Here is a 17328-nt window from a genome sequence, read left to right on the forward strand (position 1 = left end):
GCACCCTGCACGGTGCCCCTCCCTGCTCACCAGCACCGGAGGACACCACCCCATGACCGTCACGATCATCTCCCGCGCCACCTGGGGCGCGAAGCCCTGGAAGGGCACCCCGGCCGCCGTCTCCCTCAGCCGGCGAACGGAGTGCTTCGTCCACTACGACGGCGGCTCCCCGATCACCCGCACCGGCTACGCGATCATGCGCGCCATCGAGGCCGTGCACCTCTCGCAGGGCTGGAGCGGCGTCGGCTACAACTTCGTCGTCGACCAGGCCGGCAACGCCTACGAGGGCCGCGGCTGGGGTCTGCAGGGCGCGCACTGCCCCGACCACAACATCAGCGGCCTCTCCGTGCAGATCGCCATCGGCGGCGACCAGGAGCCCAGCGCGAAGGCCCTCGCGACTGCCCGCGCCCTGTACGAGGAGGCGTGCCAGAAGACCGGCCGCACCCTGGCCAAGCGCGGCCACCGGGACGGGTTCGCGACCGCCTGCCCCGGCCCCAAGCTGTACGCCTGGGTCAAGGCGGGCATGCCGGCCGGGGCATACTCGCCAGGCACGAAGCCGGGCGGCTCCCTCCCGGGCGGCGGCACGGGCGCCGAGGTCTCCCGCGCACAGGTCACCATCAAGGGCCTGGTCTACGGGTACGGCGCCATCGGCAGCCACGTCACCAAGGTCGGCAAGGCCCTGGTGAAGGCAGGGTTCGGCAAGTACTACAGCAGCGGGCCCGGCCCGGTGTGGACCGACGCCGACACCCTGGCCTACCAGGCCTACCAGAAGTCGCTCGGCTACTCCGGCAAGGACGCCGACGGCGTCCCGGGCGAGACCTCCCTGAAGAAGCTCCTGCACACCCTGCCGGTGAAGGCCCTCGCTCCCAAGCCGGCGCCGCCGTTTCCCGGGGCCGACAAGTTCGGCCCCGGCAAGAACAACCCCTCGATCACGCTGCTGGGACAGCAGCTCGTCCGCAAGGGCTACGGCAAGCACTACACGTCGGGCCCGGGTCCGAAGTGGTCGGACGCGGACCGCATGAACGTCCGCGACTTCCAGCTCGCGCACACCTCCCTCGCGCGCGACGCGGACGGCATCCCTGGCCCGCAGACCTGGAAGCTCCTGTTCTCCTGATCCTCCCCGCCGGCCCGCGCCCCGCGGGCCGGCTCGCTCCCTGAAAGGCCCGTCAGTGGCAGGCGAGACCGTCATCACCGTCGTAGGCAACCTGGTCGACGACCCCGAACTGCGTTTCACCCCCTCCGGCGCCCCGGTGTCCAAATTCCGCGTCGCGTCAACCCCACGCACCTTCGACCGGCAGAGCAACGAGTGGGAGGACGGCGACAGCCTGTTCCTGACCTGCGCCGTATGGCGCCAGGCTGCTGAGAACGCCGCTGAGTCTCTACAGCGCGGCATGCGAGTCATCGTTCAGGGCCGCCTCAGGCAGCGCTCGTACGAAGACCGCGAGGGCGTCAAGCGAACCGTGTACGAACTGGAGGTGGAGGAGGTCGGCGCAAGCCTCAAGAACGCCACAGCGAAGGTCACTAAAGTCCACGGCGTGCGCGCGGCGCAGCATCAGGCCCCCGTCACGCAAGGCTGTCCAGCTGGCGATGAACCATGGTCTACAGTGCCGCCGCTCTGATTGCTGTCGGCGGTCAGTGGGGCTTCCCCAGCGGCGGCCACGTGGCGGGGAGCTATCTGACCACCGGTGGTCACTCTGCGTTCCCGGATGGTTCGTCGTTCTTGATCGATCCTGGCGGCAGCCAGGGCCTGGCTTCGGTGGCATCTGGATGGGGTTGTTGCACATGCCGTAGCGGCATGTGGTGGGGTCGGGGCATCACACACGAGAGGCTCTGTCTGCGATGTACCCCTCCCCCACGCCTCCCCGGCAGATCAAGATCGGTGATGCCGCTGCGTTCGCCGGGATCACTCCACGCGCCATCCGCCATTACCACGAGATCGGTCTGCTGCCGGAGCCCGAGCGCGGTGGGGACGGCCGCCGCCGCTACGGCTATGACGACATGATCCGCCTGCTGTGGATCCGCAGGATGGCTGATGCCGGCATCAGCCTGGACGACATACGGGCCGCCTTCGGCGAAGCCCGGGACGAAGCTGGAGACGAAGCCCTGGACCACGCCCCGGATATCGAGTCGGTCCTGAGCAGGCTGGAGGAAACCCTGGCGGCGCAGGAGGCCGCCATCAAACGTCGGCGCGCGTGTGTCCAGCGCCTGCAGGCGGTGGGCAGCCCGCTGGGGCTGCTCTCCGAACTGGTCACGGACCGGCTCAGCCACCTGCCCCCGGGCGCGTTGCGCCCCTCCGATCTGGACGCCCTGCTGGTCACGGAACGGATCTTCGGGCCGCTGGGCGCCGCCGTCCAGGCCGGCACGTTCATCTTGCTGGCCACCCATCCCGACCTGCGGGCCGAGGAGGACCGTCTTGAGGCGGCCGAGGCTGCCCTCGACGACGGTGTTGAACCCGACGACCCGTGCGTCGAAGAACTCGCCGCACAGCGATGCGCTCACCAAATGGTCCTGAATCAGGCCATCGAAGCAGCTGGTCTCGACGTGGCCGAGGAGAAGCTCTTCGAGATCTACGACGCCGACCTGAAAGGGGAGGAGGGCACAGAGATGACTGCCGCCGCAGCAATCACCAAGATGCCTTACGACTTCTCTCCTGCCCGGATGCGCTGCGTGGAACTCGCCGGACGGCTCTTCGGCGAGGCCCTCGCCAACCCTCACTCCGCGGACAGTTGATCGCCCATACCTGGCACTGACGTGGCCCGACAACCGGTCGCGTTCATCCGCATGTGACCGATCGGGTCAGACGTCGAACCCATGCCATAACCAAGAGTGACATCACAACTGGCCGTACGTGGGAAATCCGAACTGGCCGCTGACCATTGCCCACGCACACGCTGAAAGCCGATCAGGGCTCGCGGCAAGCACGACAGGGATCCATCCCGTACCGCTTCACGCCGGCGTGGCCACAGCCAGAGCTGCCGCCAATCACGAAGGCCGGTACTGCAGTTCGCCCACCGCGACCAACCGGCCCTGCCGATCCTCTTTCTCGATCATCCCCATGTACTCGCCTATTCGCCCGCGATCAGTGCCCCACATGACGTACCGTCCATGCACGCGCACGTCCGGGTACAACCTCCGTGTCCCTTCCTGCCGAGCCCAGGTAGTCGCATACTTGGAGTCGTAGAAAATCCGCAGCCCAATACGCTCAGACCCATACGAGAACATGAAGATCGTCGACTCCGCGCCGGTAGCGGCGACAGTGGACATCACCATGCCGTCTACCCCCGTGCACTCCGCCTCCAAGTCAGCGATCGGCTTGCAGTCGATCCGCCCGGCCTTGGAGAAGTCGAGGAACTCCGGGTCAACGAATGGCTTCGCCACAGGCCGTGCATCCGGGACATCACTCTGATTCGTGTCCGACGCGCTCACTGAAAGTCGCACTGGGACGGTGGCGGCGGCATACCCCAACGCCCAACTCGCCGTAAGCGCGAGACCAGCCCCGACTACCCACCACCTCACGCGACCATACAGCCACACGGACTCAACAGGCTCACCTGGCAACGGCGTAATATCCGTGCGCCGAACAGACTCGGACGAACCCAACAGCTCGTCAAGATCCCCGAAGTCTGCAGGGTATTCACGCAGCAGGCGCTCAACCTGTTCCACCGACAGATCTGGCAGCGCCGACCTCACCTGCCGTACGGCCGAATCGAAGGGCTGAGGCTTCAGGAGCAGGTGACGCTCGCCCGGGAGGTTGACCACTCCCACATCAGTGAGGTCGGCGTAATCCTTGTCTCCCGGGCGAACGATGCGCACCTGAACGGCTGGCGGGGACTCGCTCACGGCCGCTCCTCGAAGTGCGGGCCGCAAGGTAACGCGCCGATCACCGCTGCCATTCCCCTTCCTTGCTCTTCAGGATCCGGGCGATGCGGGCCGCTGACACCTCCGCGCGCTCGGGCGTGATGTCCTCAATGTCCGTAAGGATGATTTGACCACCGCCAGGCAGCTCGATCTCCTCGCGATGGATCACAGACTCTTCGAGGCCATCCCCCGATCCCGCACCCTCACGGGTCTCCGGTGGATTCTGGGCCCGCGTGAACTCGCGAAGCATCGCAGCCTTGGAAGATTCCACTCGTGCAGGACTGCGCCGAAAGCCGGGCTGCAACGCTCCCGCGGCAGCCAGCATCTGACGGGTGGCCTCATCATGAGGCACAGCTCCGCCTTCCAGCGCGCGCTCCACGCTCTGGCTCTGCTCAGCGCGTCGCGACATGCGCCCTCGCTTCTCGTGTCTCTACCCGTGTCCCGGCAACTCTATTTCGACTCACTGCCGCCGTCAGCAGTTCCTCGATTAACTGGGACGACGACTCGCCCGCCGGCATGACCTCGGCAAGCTTGCGCAGTGACCGCAGCGTCAACGTACGCACAGCACCATCCGACTTCCCCATGACCTGCGCAGCCTCCCCCGGGCTGAGCCCATCGAAGAACCGCAGGATCAAGACCTGCCGCTGCTCGGGCCGCAGCTTCTGCAAGTGCACAGCAACAGCTTGGGCCAATACACGCCTCTCGGCGTACTCTTCTGGACTCTGACCAACGCGCGGCCGGTCAAGTTCAAGATGATCAGCGCACAGCGCTTCCGACGGACGCCGCTGCATCAAGCGCAGGTAGTCGAGCGCAGTGTTCTTCGTGATCGTCCGCAACCAGCCCAACAGGTGCGTGCCCGGCCGGTACTTGCTGATGTTCTGGGCAACCTTCAGCCAAACCTCCTGGCTCAAATCCTCCGCGACATGGCTGTCACGGATCCAGGACCTCACCCAGCGGTACACGGTGTCATTGAGCTCGTCGTATAACGCCGCGATGGCGTCGGCCCCGTCCTCCCCGCCCGCTGCGGCGCGCGCGACCAGACTTTCCAACATATCGGTCACAGTGTGATATCCCCCCATGCCGGTGCTGCGCTTGTCAGCTACAGCGCCGCACTCGGGCACACCATCACGGTCTCCCCACCAACGGACGATCACCTTCCGATACGGCGCTGAGGCAGCATAACCAACCTTCAACAAAATCCACCGGCATGCCCGCAGCATATTTTGCGCCGCTCGCCGCCACGGCGTCCTGCCCACCCACCGCAAGGCAACGCCAAACGATCCGTCCTCCCCAGACCTCCAGCGACAGCAACCAGCACACCGTGAGATCCACCCAACGAGCCCCTACTCGCCGATGACCGCACCAATAACCCCACGACCCACCGAAGCTCCCCGCCGACGACGGCAACAGTCGAAACCTCAGCTACAGACCCGAGTCGTCGCCGTCCGACACAACTCCGCGGCGCCAGGGTCGAGTTCAACCTCCCCGGCTGTAACAGATCCCGCCAAGCCACGTACTTATCAGTGCCGGACTGCATGCAACCGGCTCCATCCGGCCGGATCGGTCCGCCGGGGGCACCTACGGATAGATAGGGACGACTATGCCTCGCGGCGGTTCAAACGCATTGCTGAGCTTCGAGACAATCGCCGAACGGATGGAACTCCCAAAACGCACCCTGCTCGACAATTACAAGAGCTGGAATATCCCCGTCGTGCGCATCAGCGAACGCATCCTGCGCGTACGCGAGCGCGATTTCGAGGCATGGCTCGATGCTCATACGCAGTGAATTCCCGACACCAGCACGGGACCTACGGCCGCGAATAGCGGATGCATCACTGCAGACCCACCCTCCGTTCGACCACTTGACCAGACACGACTGCGCCTCCGTAGAGTCCAACTCCCCTGGCCAGGGAGTCACCTGAGAATCACCAAGACCACGAGAGGCGTCCCGTGCCACGCAAGCCCACGGTGTACAAGCGGTGCGACTGCCCCGACCGGATCAGGCCCAAGAAGAAGAACGGATGCATCCACGGCTGGGAATACAACCTCACGAACAGCCAGGGCAAGCGCACACGAGCGACGATCCCCGAGTCGGTTGGCCTGACCCAGGCTCAGGCGCAGTCAGCACTGGACGGGATGGCTCCAGGAGCAGTCCCGGAACCCGTCGAGGCAAACCTCATCTTCCGGCAGTGGGCAGCTGACTGGCTCAGCAGGCGCCGAGTGAAGGAAACCAGCCTAGAGAAGTACGAAATCGCGATCCGCGTGCACCTCAATCCGCGCTGGGGCAGGCATCGCCTCAGATCCATTAAGAAGGCCCAGGTCGAAGCCTGGATCCAAGAGATTGAGGACAGCAAGGTTGCCAACTCCACCGGAGAGGGCCACTGGAAGGTCTTTCAGATGATCATGAAGGATGCCCTTCAGAACGGGAAGATCGCTTCCAACCCAACCTACGAGGTCGACGGGCCCTACGTAGGCGAGTCGACGTCGTACGTCTTCAGCCAGGACGAGTGCTGGGCCATATACGACACGTTCCCTGAGCGCTACCGCCTCATCCCCATGTTCGGATTCGCCTGCGGCACCCGGCAGGCTGAAGCCTTCGGCATGTGCGACGACGTGATCGACCCCAGCCGAAGCCTGCTCACAGTTCGTCGACAGGTACTCAAGATCAAGGAGACCCGTCACAAGCGGCTCCTGATAGATCGCCTCAAGACGAGCCCCCGCCTCAACTCGAAGGTCGCGCCAACGCCTCCGTACCTCCTGGAAGCTGTGGCGGAGTACTTGGAACGCTTCCCGCCCCGGGCCACGGAGACCGTGTTGTGGGAACACAGGAAGAAGATCGACGACTGCAAGCGAGGCTCGGCACGAGCGCTCTTCTGGACGCCCCGCGGAAACCTGATGTGCCGCAACTACTTCAACGACGACCTGTGGAAGCCGGCACTGCTGAAGCTGGGCATCAAGGACAAGGATGGGAACCTCCCGACCTTCCACGACCTGCGGCACACCTTCATCTCCACATGCCTCCAGAACGGCATACCAGAGCACACCGTGGCTGCATGGGTGGGCGACTCCGTCGAGGAGCTCCGGCGCACATACAGCCACCTCTTGAAGGACCACGCCGACACTCACGGGGCAGTGGCTGCCAGCCTGACGGCGCGACCGAAGCTGTTTGTCGTGCGCGACGCGGCGTGACGAACCGGAGCAAACGGGGGATGGCCTGCCGATCCATGGATCGGCAGGCCATCCCCCGTTTGCTCCGGAGCCGCGAAGGAACATGCACGCCTAACACCCGTCAGGCAGAAGGCCGGCCCGGTCAGCGCCCGTTCGACTCCCCCGCGCCGCGATCGTCACCTTCTCCATCCGCACTAAGCGGGACTGTCGAAGAGGTACAGGCCACGAAGCCTTGCATCCTGCCCAAGCTGCCCAACCGGAGCACCCCGAAGAGGAAGGGCAGAGGCTTCTTGGCGCGCGCCAGAACCCCCCATCACCAAGCTCCACCCTCGGGCCCGTGGCTACCTTCATGGCTACGTACGTGGCTACGTACGTAGCTACGCGGTCCGGTTTGAACCGGTACGGACCGGGTTTCGGCGACGCCTCCGACTGGGCAAAAAAGGGCCCCCGACCAGCACGTTCGCTGATCAGAGGCTCATGGCGGCAGACGAGTCGGGCTGTACGCCGGGTTCTGTCGCCCGGCTGCCTCGCGGCGGCCGGGGAGACGGCCATCCATCTAGGGCCGGCGTTGCCGCCGGCCTCGTGCGGTCTACCCGGGGACTCGGGCGGGCAGCCCTCGAACGTCCTCGCAGAGCGCCTTTCACAGCGCTCCTTTTGACCTTGCTCCGGGTGGGGTTTACCTAGCCGCCTGAGTCGCCTCAGGCGCTGGTGGTCTCTTACACCACCGTTTCACCCTTACCCGGGACCGAGGTCCCGGGCGGTTTGTTTTCTGTGGCACTGTCCCGCGGGTCACCCCGGGTGGCCGTTAGCCATCACCCTGCCCTGTGGAGCCCGGACGTTCCTCGGGAAGCGCCCCCGAAGGGGACTCCACGCGGCCGTCCGCCCGGCTCGTCTGCCGTGTCGACCATGCTACCGGGCGTTCGCCCCGCCGCCGTCCCGCGGCCGACGACGCCGTCGCCAGGAAGGAGCCCAGCAGGATCAGGGCGAAGGCCGCCACCGTGCCTCCGGTCAGCTCCTCGTCCAGCAGCAGCACGCCCGCCGTCACCGCCACCGCCGGGTTGACGTACGTGAAGACCACCGCCCGGGTCGGTCCCACCTCCCTGATCAGTTCCAGGAAGGCGACGAACGCGAGCGCCGTGCAGATCACTCCCAGGCCCGCGAGGGAGGCCAGGACCGGGAGGGAGGGGAGGGTGGCGGGCCATTGGAGGGCCGCCGCCGGGGCGTACACCAGGGCGGACAGGAGCAGGCACGGGGCTATCAGTTGCAGGGTCGGGATCTGGCGCAGGTAGCGGGCCATGATCAAGGGGGCCGTCGCGTAGCCCACCACCGTGATCAGCATCTCCGTCAGCGAGCGGGCGTCGCCGCCCGTCAGGTGCGGGATCGTCAGGACCGCCACGCCGCCGAGGCCGAGTGCGAGGCCGAGGGTGCGGCGGGTGTCCAGGCGTTCCGTGTCGCCGAAGAAGCGCGACAGGAGGACGCCCACGATCGGTACGCCCGCGATCAGCAGGCCGGCCGTGGAGCTGGAGAGGTGGCGTTCGGCGTCGGTCAGGGTCCACCACGGGCCGATGATCTCTATGCACGCGAAGGCGAGCATGGGGCGCCAGTGGGAGCGTACGACTCCGGTCAGGTTTCCCTGGCGGACGGCGAAGGGCAGGAGCAGCGCCGCGCCCACCGCACAGCGTGCGAACACCACCATGGACGCGGACATGCCACCGTCCACCGCCACTTTGATCATGAGATAGGGGATGCCCCAGAGCACTCCCATGAGGGAGAAGAGAAACCAGCCGCGTGCAGTCATGCGCGCAGTTTCGGCCAGGTCAGCGGCGGGCGTCTTGAACGCTGTTGCGGTACGCCGCCGGGGTCACCCCCAGCACCCGCCGGAACCAGCGCGTCAGATGCGCCTGGTCCGCGAAGCCCACCAGCGCGGCGGCCTCGGCGGGGCGGTGGCCCGACTCCAGCAGGCAGCGGGCGCGGTTCACCCGGTACTGGGCCAGCCATGCGTACGGCGGCATCCCCATGCTCGTACGGAAGGCGCGCAGGAGCTGGTACCGGGACAGGCCGAGGTCCGCTGCCAGGGCAGCCAGGGAGGGCGGGGCGAGGAGTTCGTCGGCCAGGCGGTCGCGTACCGCCTCCGCCACCCGGCCCGCGCCCGGGATCGTGTCGCACACGTGGCGGGCCGAGGAGTGGCGGCGGGCCAGGGCCGTGAGCAGCCACGGTATGCGGGACTCCGCCTCCAGGGGGTCCGGGCAGGCGCTGAGTTCGGTGTGGGTCAGGCGGAGGGCGGCGGCCAGCTCGGGGTCGTCGAGGAGCGGTTCGCGGAAGTTCGGGATGCCCAGGGTGCCCTCGGTGAGCAGGGGTGTCTCCGCGTACAGGGCGCGGTAGGCGTACCCTCCGGCGGTCGTGGCCGGGCCGCCCGTGTGCACCTCGCCGGGGCCCAGGACCACGATCGAACCGGGGCCCGGACGGATCCGGCCGCCGCGGTAGTCGATGACCTCGGCGCCGGCGACGCAGACGCCGACGGTGAACTCGTCGTGCGCGTGGGGCGCGTACTTGTGGCGGTCGAATGTGGCCGTCAGCAGGTCGAGCGGCCTGCCGGTGCCGCCGAGGGTCGCCCTCGTCCAGACGGCCTGCTCACGCCCGCCCACGCGTCCCGGGCCGCCTGCGTCCGCCGTGTTCACCGTGTTCACGCCCGTCCGTCTCCCCCATGGACCCACCTCTTCCGGACACACTTCCTCCGGAGTGCAACACCCTCGGCCCCCGTTTCCATGCCCCGTCGCCGTGACCCGTCGCCGCGACCCGCCGCCGTGCGGCTCGCTTGACCTTGCCGCAACGTCAACGTTTCTACTGAGGGCATGCGGATCGGAGAGCTCGCCGCGGCCGTCGGCGTCACGACGCGGACCGTGCGGCACTACCACCACCTCGGGCTGCTGCCCGAACCCGAGCGGCGCCCCAACGGGTACCGCGACTACGGGCTGCGGCACGCCGTCGCGCTCGCCCGGATCAGACGGCTGACCGAGCTGGGGCTCGGGCTCACCGAGGTACGGGACGTCCTCGCGGACGACGCCGGCCGCGACCTCGCCGAGGTGCTCGCGGAACTCGACGACGACCTGGCCCGCCAGGAGGCGGCGATCCGGGCGAGGCGGCTGCGGCTGCGCGCCCTGCTCGACGGGGGCCGGATGCCTGCCGAAGGCCCCGTCTCCCCCGAACTCGCCGCCATCTTCGGTGAGATGACCCGGCATCCGGAACCGGCGATCGCCGCGAAGGACCGCGAGATGATCGCCCTCCTCGAAACGGTCGCCGCCCCGGAGGACCGGGAGCGCCTGCTGTCCGCGCTGCGCGCCACCGCCGATGTGCCGGGCGCGCTGGAGCGGACGCAGGCGGCCTACACACTGCTGGACGAACTCGCGGACGCCGACCCGGCCGACCCGCGGGTCGAGGAGGCCGCCCACGCCCTCGCCGACTGCCTCCCGGACGAGGCCCTGACCGGCCTGGACCTGGACGGCCTCGGCCCGGACGGGCCCGAGACGAACGGCGGCGGGTTCCTGAGCGCCTTCCTCGACGAGTTCCCGCCCGCGCAGTCCGCGGCGGTCCTGCGGACGATCCAGCTCCTCGTGGACCGTGCCCGCCCCGGACACGGTCGCCCGGAGCGTGGGCGATGACGGCCGGACGCGTACGGCGGCTCGTCGCGCACGAGGGGCGGCTGCTCGCGAGCATCGTCCGGTGGGTGACCCGGCGCCCGCACGGTGTCGGGCCGGGACCGGGGCGAGGGCGGGCCTTCGGGTACGCCCGGGGACAGGGCGCGATGATGTTCGGCTTCGGGTTCGTGTGCGTCCTGGAGAGCGCCTGCATGGCGGTGCTGCTGCGGAACCATCCCGCCGTGCACCGCGTCGTGCTCGCCCTCGACGTCTACACGCTGCTGCTCGTCGTCGGTCTGCACGCGGCGTCCGTGACCCGTCCGCACGTCCTCGGCGACACGGTCCTGCGCGTCCGCCGCGCCGCCCATGTCGATCTGCGCGTGCCGCTCTCCGCGATCACCTCCGTACGACGGGAGTTGGTCACCACGCACGAGCGGACCGAGGGCCGGCTGGATCTGGCGGTGGCCGCGCAGACCACGGTCACCCTCGAACTGGCATCCGCGGTAAGGCACTTCACATTCCTGGGGCGCCGCCAAGACGTACGAGTGATCCGCTTCCACGCGGACGAGTCCGACGTACTGGTACGCGCGATACGCGACGTCATGCCGGCGCCCACACCCGCGCTCACGCAGGAGCGAACAGCACCTTCGCCGTCCCCGGGTCGGCCCGGGTGAGGCGTACCCGCAGCCGCTCCCCCAGCGGCAGCGTCGTACCGTTCCCGCTCTCGATGCGGGCGACGACTGCGGGGGTCTCCAACTGGACGGTGCCCACGCCGGGTTCACGTTCCTGTACGTCCACGACGGTGCCGTCGAAGAGTTCGCCGACGCGGTCCTTGAGCAGGGCCGCCTCGACGATGTCCACGCAGCCGCGTTCGGCCTGGCCCGCCCTGCGGTTGCCCTCGGCCATCCGCGCGGGCAGTTCGTCGAGGGCGGCGAGCACCCACTCGGGCGGGGCGGCGTCCGCGGCGGCGGCCAGGGACAGTTCGGAGGCGTACCGGTCGACGAGGCGGCGCAGCGGGGCCGTGCAGTGGGTGTAGGGCGCGGCGACGGCGGCGTGCGTGGTGATGTCGGGGACCACGCCGTCGCGGAAGGGCGTGTAGCCGGCGCCGCGCAGCAGCGTGGTGCACTCCTGGAGGAAGGCCGCGTGGTGCGGTCGGTGCGGGTCGAGGGAACGGATGAGACGCGCGTACGAGACGTGGTGCGGCCAGTCGATGCGCAGCGCCTGCGCGGTACGCCGCAGCCGGCCGACCGCGCCGTCGGGGGCGGCCGGGAGCGTCCGCAGGATGCCGGTGCCGTGCGCGAGCATCAGCTCGGCGGCGGCCATGCCGGTGAGGAGCGAGATCTGCGCGTTCCAGCCTTCGGCGGGGAGCGGGGCGCGGTAGACGAGTTCGTACGTGCCGTCGTGATCGCGGGTGCTGCCCGGCGCGACCCGCTCGATGATCTCCTGTTCGGGGACGTCGAGGGAGATGCCGCCGCGGTCCACCTCCTGCTGCTCCCGCAGCAGCCCGATGTCCTTGAGGAGGGCGAGGGGTTCCTCGGCCGTGCCCGCGTCGATCTGCCGCTGTACGCCCTCGTAGTCGAGCTTGGCCCGGCTGCGGACCAGGGCACGGCGTACGTCGGTCGCGGTCGGGCTGCCGTCCGCGTCCAGGTCGATCGTCCACAGGACGGCCGGGCGGGTGTCGTCCGGGAGCAGGCTCGCGGCGCCCTCGCTCAGCACCGGCGGGTGCAGCGGGGTCTTCCCGTCCGGGAAGTAGAGCGTGGTGACCCGGCGGTGGGCCTCGGCGTCCAGGGCGGCGCCGGGCACGACGAAGGCGGCGACGTCGGCGATCGCGTACCGCACCCGGTAGCCGTGCGGGCGGCGCGAGAGGTGCATCGCCTGGTCGAGGTCGGTGGACGTGGGCGGGTCGATGGTGAAGAGGGGGATGTCCGTCGCGTCGATCATCGCGTCGACCGTCGCGCCGCGGTCCGGCGGCGTCGGCTCGCGGGCGGCGCGTTCGGCCTCGGCGAGCACGTCCGGCGGGAAGTCCTCCGGGACACCGAGTCCGGTGCGCAGGGCGCGCAGCGCGGTCCGCAGCGGGGCCCTCGACGGGGCCTCGGCTGCGCCGGTCACACGTATCTGGCGGCGGGGCACACGACGAGCGTAGGACGGGGTGGGGCGGGCGGCACCCCGTAGGCTTGCGGGTGCTCCGCGTACGTACCGAAAGCCCCAGGGAGATCCGCCGTGCTCGTGTTGTTGCCGCCGTCCGAAGGAAAGGCTCCCTCCGGGCGGGGCGCGCCGTTGAAGCCGGAGTCGCTGTCGCTGCCGGGGCTCGCCGAGGCGCGGCAGGCGGTCCTCGACGAACTGGTCGAGCTGTGCGCGGCCGACGAGGAGAAGGCGCGCGAGGTGCTCGGGCTGAGCGAGGGCCTGCGCGGCGAGATCGCCAAGAACACGGAGCTGCGGACCGCGGGGGCGCGGCCCGCCGGCGAGATCTACACGGGCGTGCTGTACGACGCCCTGGACCTGGCCTCCCTCGACGCCGCGGGCAAGCGGCGGGCGGCACGTTCGCTGCTCGTCTTCTCGGGGCTGTGGGGCGCGGCCCGGGTGACCGACCGGATTCCCTCGTACCGCTGCTCGATGGGGGTGAAGCTGCCCGGCCTCGGGGCGCTCGGCTCGCACTGGCGTGCGCCGATGGCCGCCGTGCTGCCCGAGATCGCCGGGAGCGGGCTCGTACTGGACCTGCGGTCGGCGGCGTACGCGGCCGCGTGGAAGCCGAAGGGCGAGGTCGCGGGGCGTACGGCGAACGTACGGGTGCTGCACGCGCCGACCCGGAAGGTCGTCAGCCACTTCAACAAGGCGACGAAGGGGCGGATCGTACGGAGCCTCATGGAGACCGGGGTCGCGCCGTCGGGCCCGGCAGAACTGGTGGAGGCATTGCGGGACCTCGGGTATGTGGTGGAGGTGGCGGGCGGTTCTGCGGGGGCGGTAGGTACCGCGGGTGCGGGCAAGCCGTGGATGTTGGATGTGTTGGTGGACGAGGTCCACTGAGCGCTGCTGAGCGTTGTTGAACACTGCCGGGTGTTGCAGCATGCGCAACGACCTTTGCGCATGATGCGCGCTGCGGGCAGGATGACGGCATGTCGCCCTCGCCGCTGCCCTCGTCTTCGTCTTCGTCTTCGCCGTCGCCCCTCTCCGTGCTCGAACTCGCGCCCGTCGTGCCCGTGGTCGTCGTCGAGGACCTCGCGGACGCCGTTCCGCTGGCACGGGCGCTCGTCGCGGGCGGGCTGCCCGCGATCGAGGTGACGCTGCGGACGCCGGTGGCGCTCGACGCGATCCGGGCGATCGCGGAGGAGGTGCCGGGGGCGGTGGTCGGTGCGGGCACGGTCATCTCGCCCGCCCAGGTGACGGAGTCCGTCGCCGCCGGGGCGCGCTTTCTCGTCAGCCCCGGCTGGACGGACACGCTGCTCGACGCGATGAAGGAGTCCGGGGTGCCGTTCCTGCCGGGGGTGTCGACGACGTCGGAGGTCGTGGCGCTGCTGGAGCGCGGGGTGCGCGAGATGAAGTTCTTCCCGGCGCAGGCGGCCGGTGGCACGGCGTATCTCAAGTCGCTGGCCGGGCCGCTGCCGCAGGCCCGCTTCTGCCCGACGGGAGGGATCGGCCCCGCCGTCGCCCCCGAGTACCTCGCCCTGCCGAACGTCCTCTGCGTGGGCGGAAGCTGGATGCTCCCCCCGGACGCAACCGCCTCCGGCGACTGGCCCCGAGTGGAAAAACTAGCCCGAGAGGCGGCGGGCCTGCGCCCGTAGGGGGCGCAACCCTGGGGCGCCCCCGTAGGGGCGCGGGGAACGGCGCGACCAGCCCCCACCGCCCCGCACCCAACGAACGACCGGTCCCCACGAAGGGGCGCGAGGAACTGCGCGAACGCCCCCCACCGGCCCGCACCCGACAAACAACCGCCCACCCCGTAAGGGGCGCGAGGAACTGCGCGACCAGCCCCCACCGCCTCGCACCCGACCAGCGACCGGCCCGCGCGAAGGGGCGCGGGGAACGGCGCGAACACCCCCACCGGCCCGCACCCAAAACACGCTCAGCCCAACGCAGTGACCTCGTTCAGCAACCTCACACTCGCGTTCCCGTCCGCGTAATACGCCACCTCCGACAGCGACGCCGCCGACAGTTCCATCCGGAACATGGCCTCCGGCGGGGCACCCAACGCCAGCCGCACCAACGTCTTGATCGGCGTCACATGCGACACGACAAGCACGGTGCGTCCCGCGTACGCCGCGAGCAGCCCGTCACGAGCGGCCTCCACCCGCCGCGCGACCGCCGCGAAACTCTCGCCGCCGCCGGTCGGTTCGGCGTCCGGTGAGGCCAGCCAGGCGTTCATGTCGTCGGGGTGGCGATCCCGTACCTCCGCGAAGGTCAGGCCTTCCCACGCGCCGAACTCCGTCTCGCGGAGGCCGTCCTCGATGTGTACGTCCAGGTCCAGACGGGCCGCCGCGAACTCCGCGGTTTCGCGGCAGCGGGTCAGGGGCGAGGACACGATGGCCTGTACGGTGCCGCGCGCGGCCAGGGCCGTGGCGGTGCGCTCCGCTTGGTGGCGGCCGGTGTCCGAAAGGGGTGGGTCGGTGGCGGCGCCGGCCCCGCTCCCGACTCCACCCCCGCTTCCGGAGAAGCGCTTCTGCGGGGTGAGGGGGGTTTCGCCGTGGCGGAGGAGTACGAAGGTGGTGGGGGTGCCCAGGTCTGGGGGGCGGGTCATGTTTTTGGCTGCCTGTACGTCGGTGTTGCGGGGGTTGGCGTTCGGCTGACGGCCCGTCGTGGCTGAGCGCGCCCCCCTGCGGGGCCCGGCCTTAGTACTGCGGGGGCGGCGGAGGTAGCCCATCGGCTGACCGCCTGTCGTGGCTGAGCGCGCAGTTCCCCGCGCCCCCTGCGGGGCCCGGCCCGGCCCTGGTGCTGCGGGGGCGGCGGGGGTTGGCATTCGGCTGACCGCCCGTCGTGGCCGGTCGCGCAGTTCCCCGCGCCCCTTACGGGGCCCCGCCCGGGGCCCCGCGGACCGGGGCGCGGGGCCCTACAGGCCCGACTCCGACGTGCGGATCAGGATGCGGCGGCAGTTCTCGCAGCGCAGGACCTGGTCCGGGGCCGCCTTCTTCACCTCGTTGACCTCGGTGATGTTGAGCTCCAGGCGGCAGCCCTCGCAGCGGCGCTGGTAGAGGCGGGCCGCGCCGACGCCGCCCTGCTGCTCGCGGAGCTTCTCGTAGAGCTTGAGGAGGTCGGCGGGGACGGTGCCCGCCACGACCTCGCGCTCCTTGGTCAGCGTGGCGCTCTCGCCGTCGAAGGACTCGTAGGACGCGTCCCGGCGGCTCGTCGCGTCGTCGATCTTCGACTGGACGGACGAGACCCGCCCGGTCAGCTCGCCGACCCGCTCCTGCGCGGACTCGCGGCGCTCCATGATCTCCAGGACGACGTCCTCAAGGTCACCCTGCCGCTTGGCCAGCGAGGTGATCTCGCGCTGGAGGTTCTCCAGGTCCTTCGGGGACGTGACGGCACCGGAGTCCAGCCGCTGCTGGTCGCGCGAGGCACGCTGGCGCACCTGGTCGACGTCCTGCTCCGCCTTGGTCTGCTCGCGGGAGCAGTCGCTCTCCTCGGTCTGGGCGGCGACGAGCAGGTCGCGCAGCTGCGTGAGGTCCTTGGTCAGCGACTCGATCTCGTCGTGCTCCGGCAGCGAACGCCGCTTGTGGGCGAGCTGCTGGAGGCGGGCGTCGAGGGACTGGACGTCGAGAAGTCGGATCTGGTCGGCGGGCGCGGCGTTCAGTTGGGGGCTCCAGGTGAAGGGGAGTGGGAGTTCCACGGATCGGTGACCGTCTTCGAGACATGGACCCGCAGGTCCCAGCCGTGACGGTCGGAAATCTCGTCGAGCTGGGCTGCGGCCAGCTCGCACCAGGGCCACTCGGTGGCCCAGTGCGCCGCGTCGAGCAGCGCGAGAGGACTGTGGGCGCGGGCCTCGGACGCCGGGTGGTGGCGCAGGTCCGCGGTGAGGAAGGCGTCCACGCCCGCGGCGCGTACGTCCTCGAAGAGGCTGTCGCCGGAGCCGCCGCTGACCGCGACGGTCCGCACGAGCGCGTCCGGGTCGCCGGCCACCCGGATGCCCTGCGCGGTGGCGGGCAGCCGTTCGGCGGCGCGCGCGGCGAACTCGCGGACGGTGACCGGGTGGTCCAGTTCGCAGACCCGGCCGAGGCCGCGGCGGCCCATCGGGTCGGCGGGGTCCGGCACCAGGGGGCGTACGACCCGCAGGTCCAGCGCGCCCGCGAGGGCGTCGCTCACCCCCGGGTCGGCGCGGTCGGCGTTGGTGTGGGCGACGTGCAGCGCGATGTCGTTCTTGATGAGGGTGTGCACGACCCGGCCCTTGAAGGTCGAGGCCGCCACCGTCGTCGTACCGCGCAGATAGAGCGGGTGGTGGGTGACCAGCAGGTCCGCGCCCAGCTTCACCGCCTCGTCCACGATCTCCTGGACCGGGTCGACGGCGAACAGGACACGGGAGACCTCCTGGTCGGGGTCTCCGCAGACCGTCCCGACCGCGTCCCATGCCTCCGCGCTCCCGGGGGGCCAGAGGGCGTCGAGCGCGGCGATTGCTTCAGACAGACGGGGCACGAACAAAAGGCTACCTGCCTTGTGTCCGTGCCCTACCGGTCGCGGG

Annotated in this window: 16 protein-coding genes, 1 other RNA gene and 2 pseudogenes; 9 read left to right on the forward strand and 10 right to left on the reverse strand. The window is 69.7% G+C overall.

The features are described from left to right. Nucleotides 1-52: 52 nt before the first annotated feature. The 3 genes from ACZ60E_RS33540 to ACZ60E_RS33550 all read left to right on the forward strand — a co-directional run bounded on the left by ACZ60E_RS33540 (nucleotide 53) and on the right by ACZ60E_RS33550 (nucleotide 2730). Nucleotides 53-1114, forward strand: coding sequence for a peptidoglycan-binding protein (locus ACZ60E_RS33540; protein ID WP_469445368.1), 1062 nt, complete (start codon nucleotides 53-55; stop codon nucleotides 1112-1114). Between the two features lie 55 nt (nucleotides 1115-1169). Beyond that, nucleotides 1170-1619: a single-stranded DNA-binding protein gene (locus ACZ60E_RS33545; RefSeq protein ID WP_469445370.1), complete on the forward strand. Its 450-nt coding sequence runs from the start codon at nucleotides 1170-1172 to the stop codon at nucleotides 1617-1619. 220 nt (nucleotides 1620-1839) lie between these two features. Beyond that, entirely contained in the window at nucleotides 1840-2730 is an 891-nt protein-coding gene (locus ACZ60E_RS33550; RefSeq protein WP_469445372.1) for a MerR family transcriptional regulator, read from the forward strand. Between the two features lie 252 nt (nucleotides 2731-2982). Here ACZ60E_RS33550 and ACZ60E_RS33555 read toward each other — a convergent pair whose 3' ends face one another. The 3 genes from ACZ60E_RS33555 to ACZ60E_RS33565 are packed head-to-tail and all read right to left on the reverse strand — an operon-like array spanning nucleotide 2983 to nucleotide 4910. Beyond that, on the reverse strand, nucleotides 2983-3840 hold the full coding sequence (locus ACZ60E_RS33555; RefSeq protein WP_469445374.1) for a hypothetical protein: 858 nt from the start codon (nucleotides 3838-3840) through the stop codon (nucleotides 2983-2985). Nucleotides 3841-3880: 40 nt separating this feature from the next. Next, entirely contained in the window at nucleotides 3881-4237 is a 357-nt protein-coding gene (locus ACZ60E_RS33560) for a hypothetical protein (protein WP_469445376.1), read from the reverse strand. 13 nt (nucleotides 4238-4250) lie between these two features. After that, nucleotides 4251-4910, reverse strand: a complete 660-nt coding sequence (locus tag ACZ60E_RS33565; RefSeq protein WP_469445403.1) for an RNA polymerase sigma factor — start codon at nucleotides 4908-4910, stop codon at nucleotides 4251-4253. Nucleotides 4911-5458: 548 nt separating this feature from the next. Between ACZ60E_RS33565 and ACZ60E_RS33570 the strand changes: the two genes are divergently transcribed. Together ACZ60E_RS33570 and ACZ60E_RS33575 are read left to right on the forward strand one after the other, a co-directional pair. Then, on the forward strand, nucleotides 5459-5644 hold the full coding sequence (locus ACZ60E_RS33570) for a helix-turn-helix domain-containing protein (protein WP_469445378.1): 186 nt from the start codon (nucleotides 5459-5461) through the stop codon (nucleotides 5642-5644). A 164-nt stretch (nucleotides 5645-5808) separates the two neighbouring features. After that, nucleotides 5809-7047, forward strand: a complete 1239-nt coding sequence (locus ACZ60E_RS33575) for a tyrosine-type recombinase/integrase (RefSeq protein ID WP_469445380.1) — start codon at nucleotides 5809-5811, stop codon at nucleotides 7045-7047. Nucleotides 7048-7510: 463 nt separating this feature from the next. Here the strand turns inward: ACZ60E_RS33575 and rnpB are convergent. From rnpB to ACZ60E_RS33590, 3 genes and pseudogenes are all read right to left on the reverse strand, one after another. Further along, nucleotides 7511-7917, reverse strand: an RNA gene (gene rnpB, locus ACZ60E_RS33580) — RNase P RNA component class A. Between the two features lie 76 nt (nucleotides 7918-7993). Continuing rightward, nucleotides 7994-8824, reverse strand: a pseudogene (locus tag ACZ60E_RS33585) (DMT family transporter); the annotation flags it as partial. A 19-nt stretch (nucleotides 8825-8843) separates the two neighbouring features. Beyond that, entirely contained in the window at nucleotides 8844-9671 is an 828-nt protein-coding gene (locus ACZ60E_RS33590) for an AraC family transcriptional regulator (RefSeq protein ID WP_385834438.1), read from the reverse strand. Between the two features lie 207 nt (nucleotides 9672-9878). On the opposite strand from ACZ60E_RS33590, the gene ACZ60E_RS33595 reads away from it, so the two are divergent. Next, nucleotides 9879-10685 carry a MerR family transcriptional regulator gene (locus ACZ60E_RS33595; RefSeq protein WP_469445381.1) on the forward strand — a complete coding sequence of 269 codons (807 nt, stop codon included), beginning with the start codon at nucleotides 9879-9881 and terminating at the stop codon, nucleotides 10683-10685. Continuing rightward, on the forward strand, nucleotides 10682-11335 hold the full coding sequence (locus ACZ60E_RS33600; RefSeq protein ID WP_469445382.1) for a hypothetical protein: 654 nt from the start codon (nucleotides 10682-10684) through the stop codon (nucleotides 11333-11335). Before ACZ60E_RS33595 ends, ACZ60E_RS33600 begins: the two co-directional genes overlap by 4 nt. On the opposite strand, the gene ACZ60E_RS33605 is transcribed toward ACZ60E_RS33600, so the two are convergent. Continuing rightward, nucleotides 11286-12791: an RNB domain-containing ribonuclease gene (locus ACZ60E_RS33605; protein ID WP_469445383.1), complete on the reverse strand. Its 1506-nt coding sequence runs from the start codon at nucleotides 12789-12791 to the stop codon at nucleotides 11286-11288. The genes ACZ60E_RS33600 and ACZ60E_RS33605 overlap by 50 nt on opposite strands. Nucleotides 12792-12881: 90 nt before the next feature. Here ACZ60E_RS33605 and yaaA point away from each other — a divergent pair, with 90 nt between their 5' ends. Then, entirely contained in the window at nucleotides 12882-13685 is an 804-nt protein-coding gene (yaaA, locus tag ACZ60E_RS33610) for a peroxide stress protein YaaA (protein ID WP_469445385.1), read from the forward strand. A gap of 89 nt (nucleotides 13686-13774) precedes the next feature. Beyond that, entirely contained in the window at nucleotides 13775-14440 is a 666-nt protein-coding gene (eda, locus tag ACZ60E_RS33615; RefSeq protein ID WP_469445386.1) for a bifunctional 4-hydroxy-2-oxoglutarate aldolase/2-dehydro-3-deoxy-phosphogluconate aldolase, read from the forward strand. A gap of 281 nt (nucleotides 14441-14721) precedes the next feature. On the opposite strand, the pseudogene ACZ60E_RS33620 reads toward eda, so the two are convergent. From ACZ60E_RS33620 to ACZ60E_RS33630, 3 genes and pseudogenes are all read right to left on the reverse strand, one after another. Next, nucleotides 14722-15384: pseudogene (locus ACZ60E_RS33620) on the reverse strand (histidine phosphatase family protein); the annotation flags it as partial. Nucleotides 15385-15702: 318 nt separating this feature from the next. After that, nucleotides 15703-16446: a zinc ribbon domain-containing protein gene (locus ACZ60E_RS33625; RefSeq protein WP_384812631.1), complete on the reverse strand. Its 744-nt coding sequence runs from the start codon at nucleotides 16444-16446 to the stop codon at nucleotides 15703-15705. Beyond that, complete coding sequence (locus ACZ60E_RS33630) at nucleotides 16443-17282, reverse strand: Nif3-like dinuclear metal center hexameric protein (RefSeq protein ID WP_469445387.1); 840 nt, start codon at nucleotides 17280-17282, stop codon at nucleotides 16443-16445. The genes ACZ60E_RS33625 and ACZ60E_RS33630 overlap by 4 nt, the downstream gene beginning before the upstream one ends. Nucleotides 17283-17328 lie beyond the last annotated feature (46 nt).

This window comes from Streptomyces sp. NPDC102514, assembly GCF_055584525.1.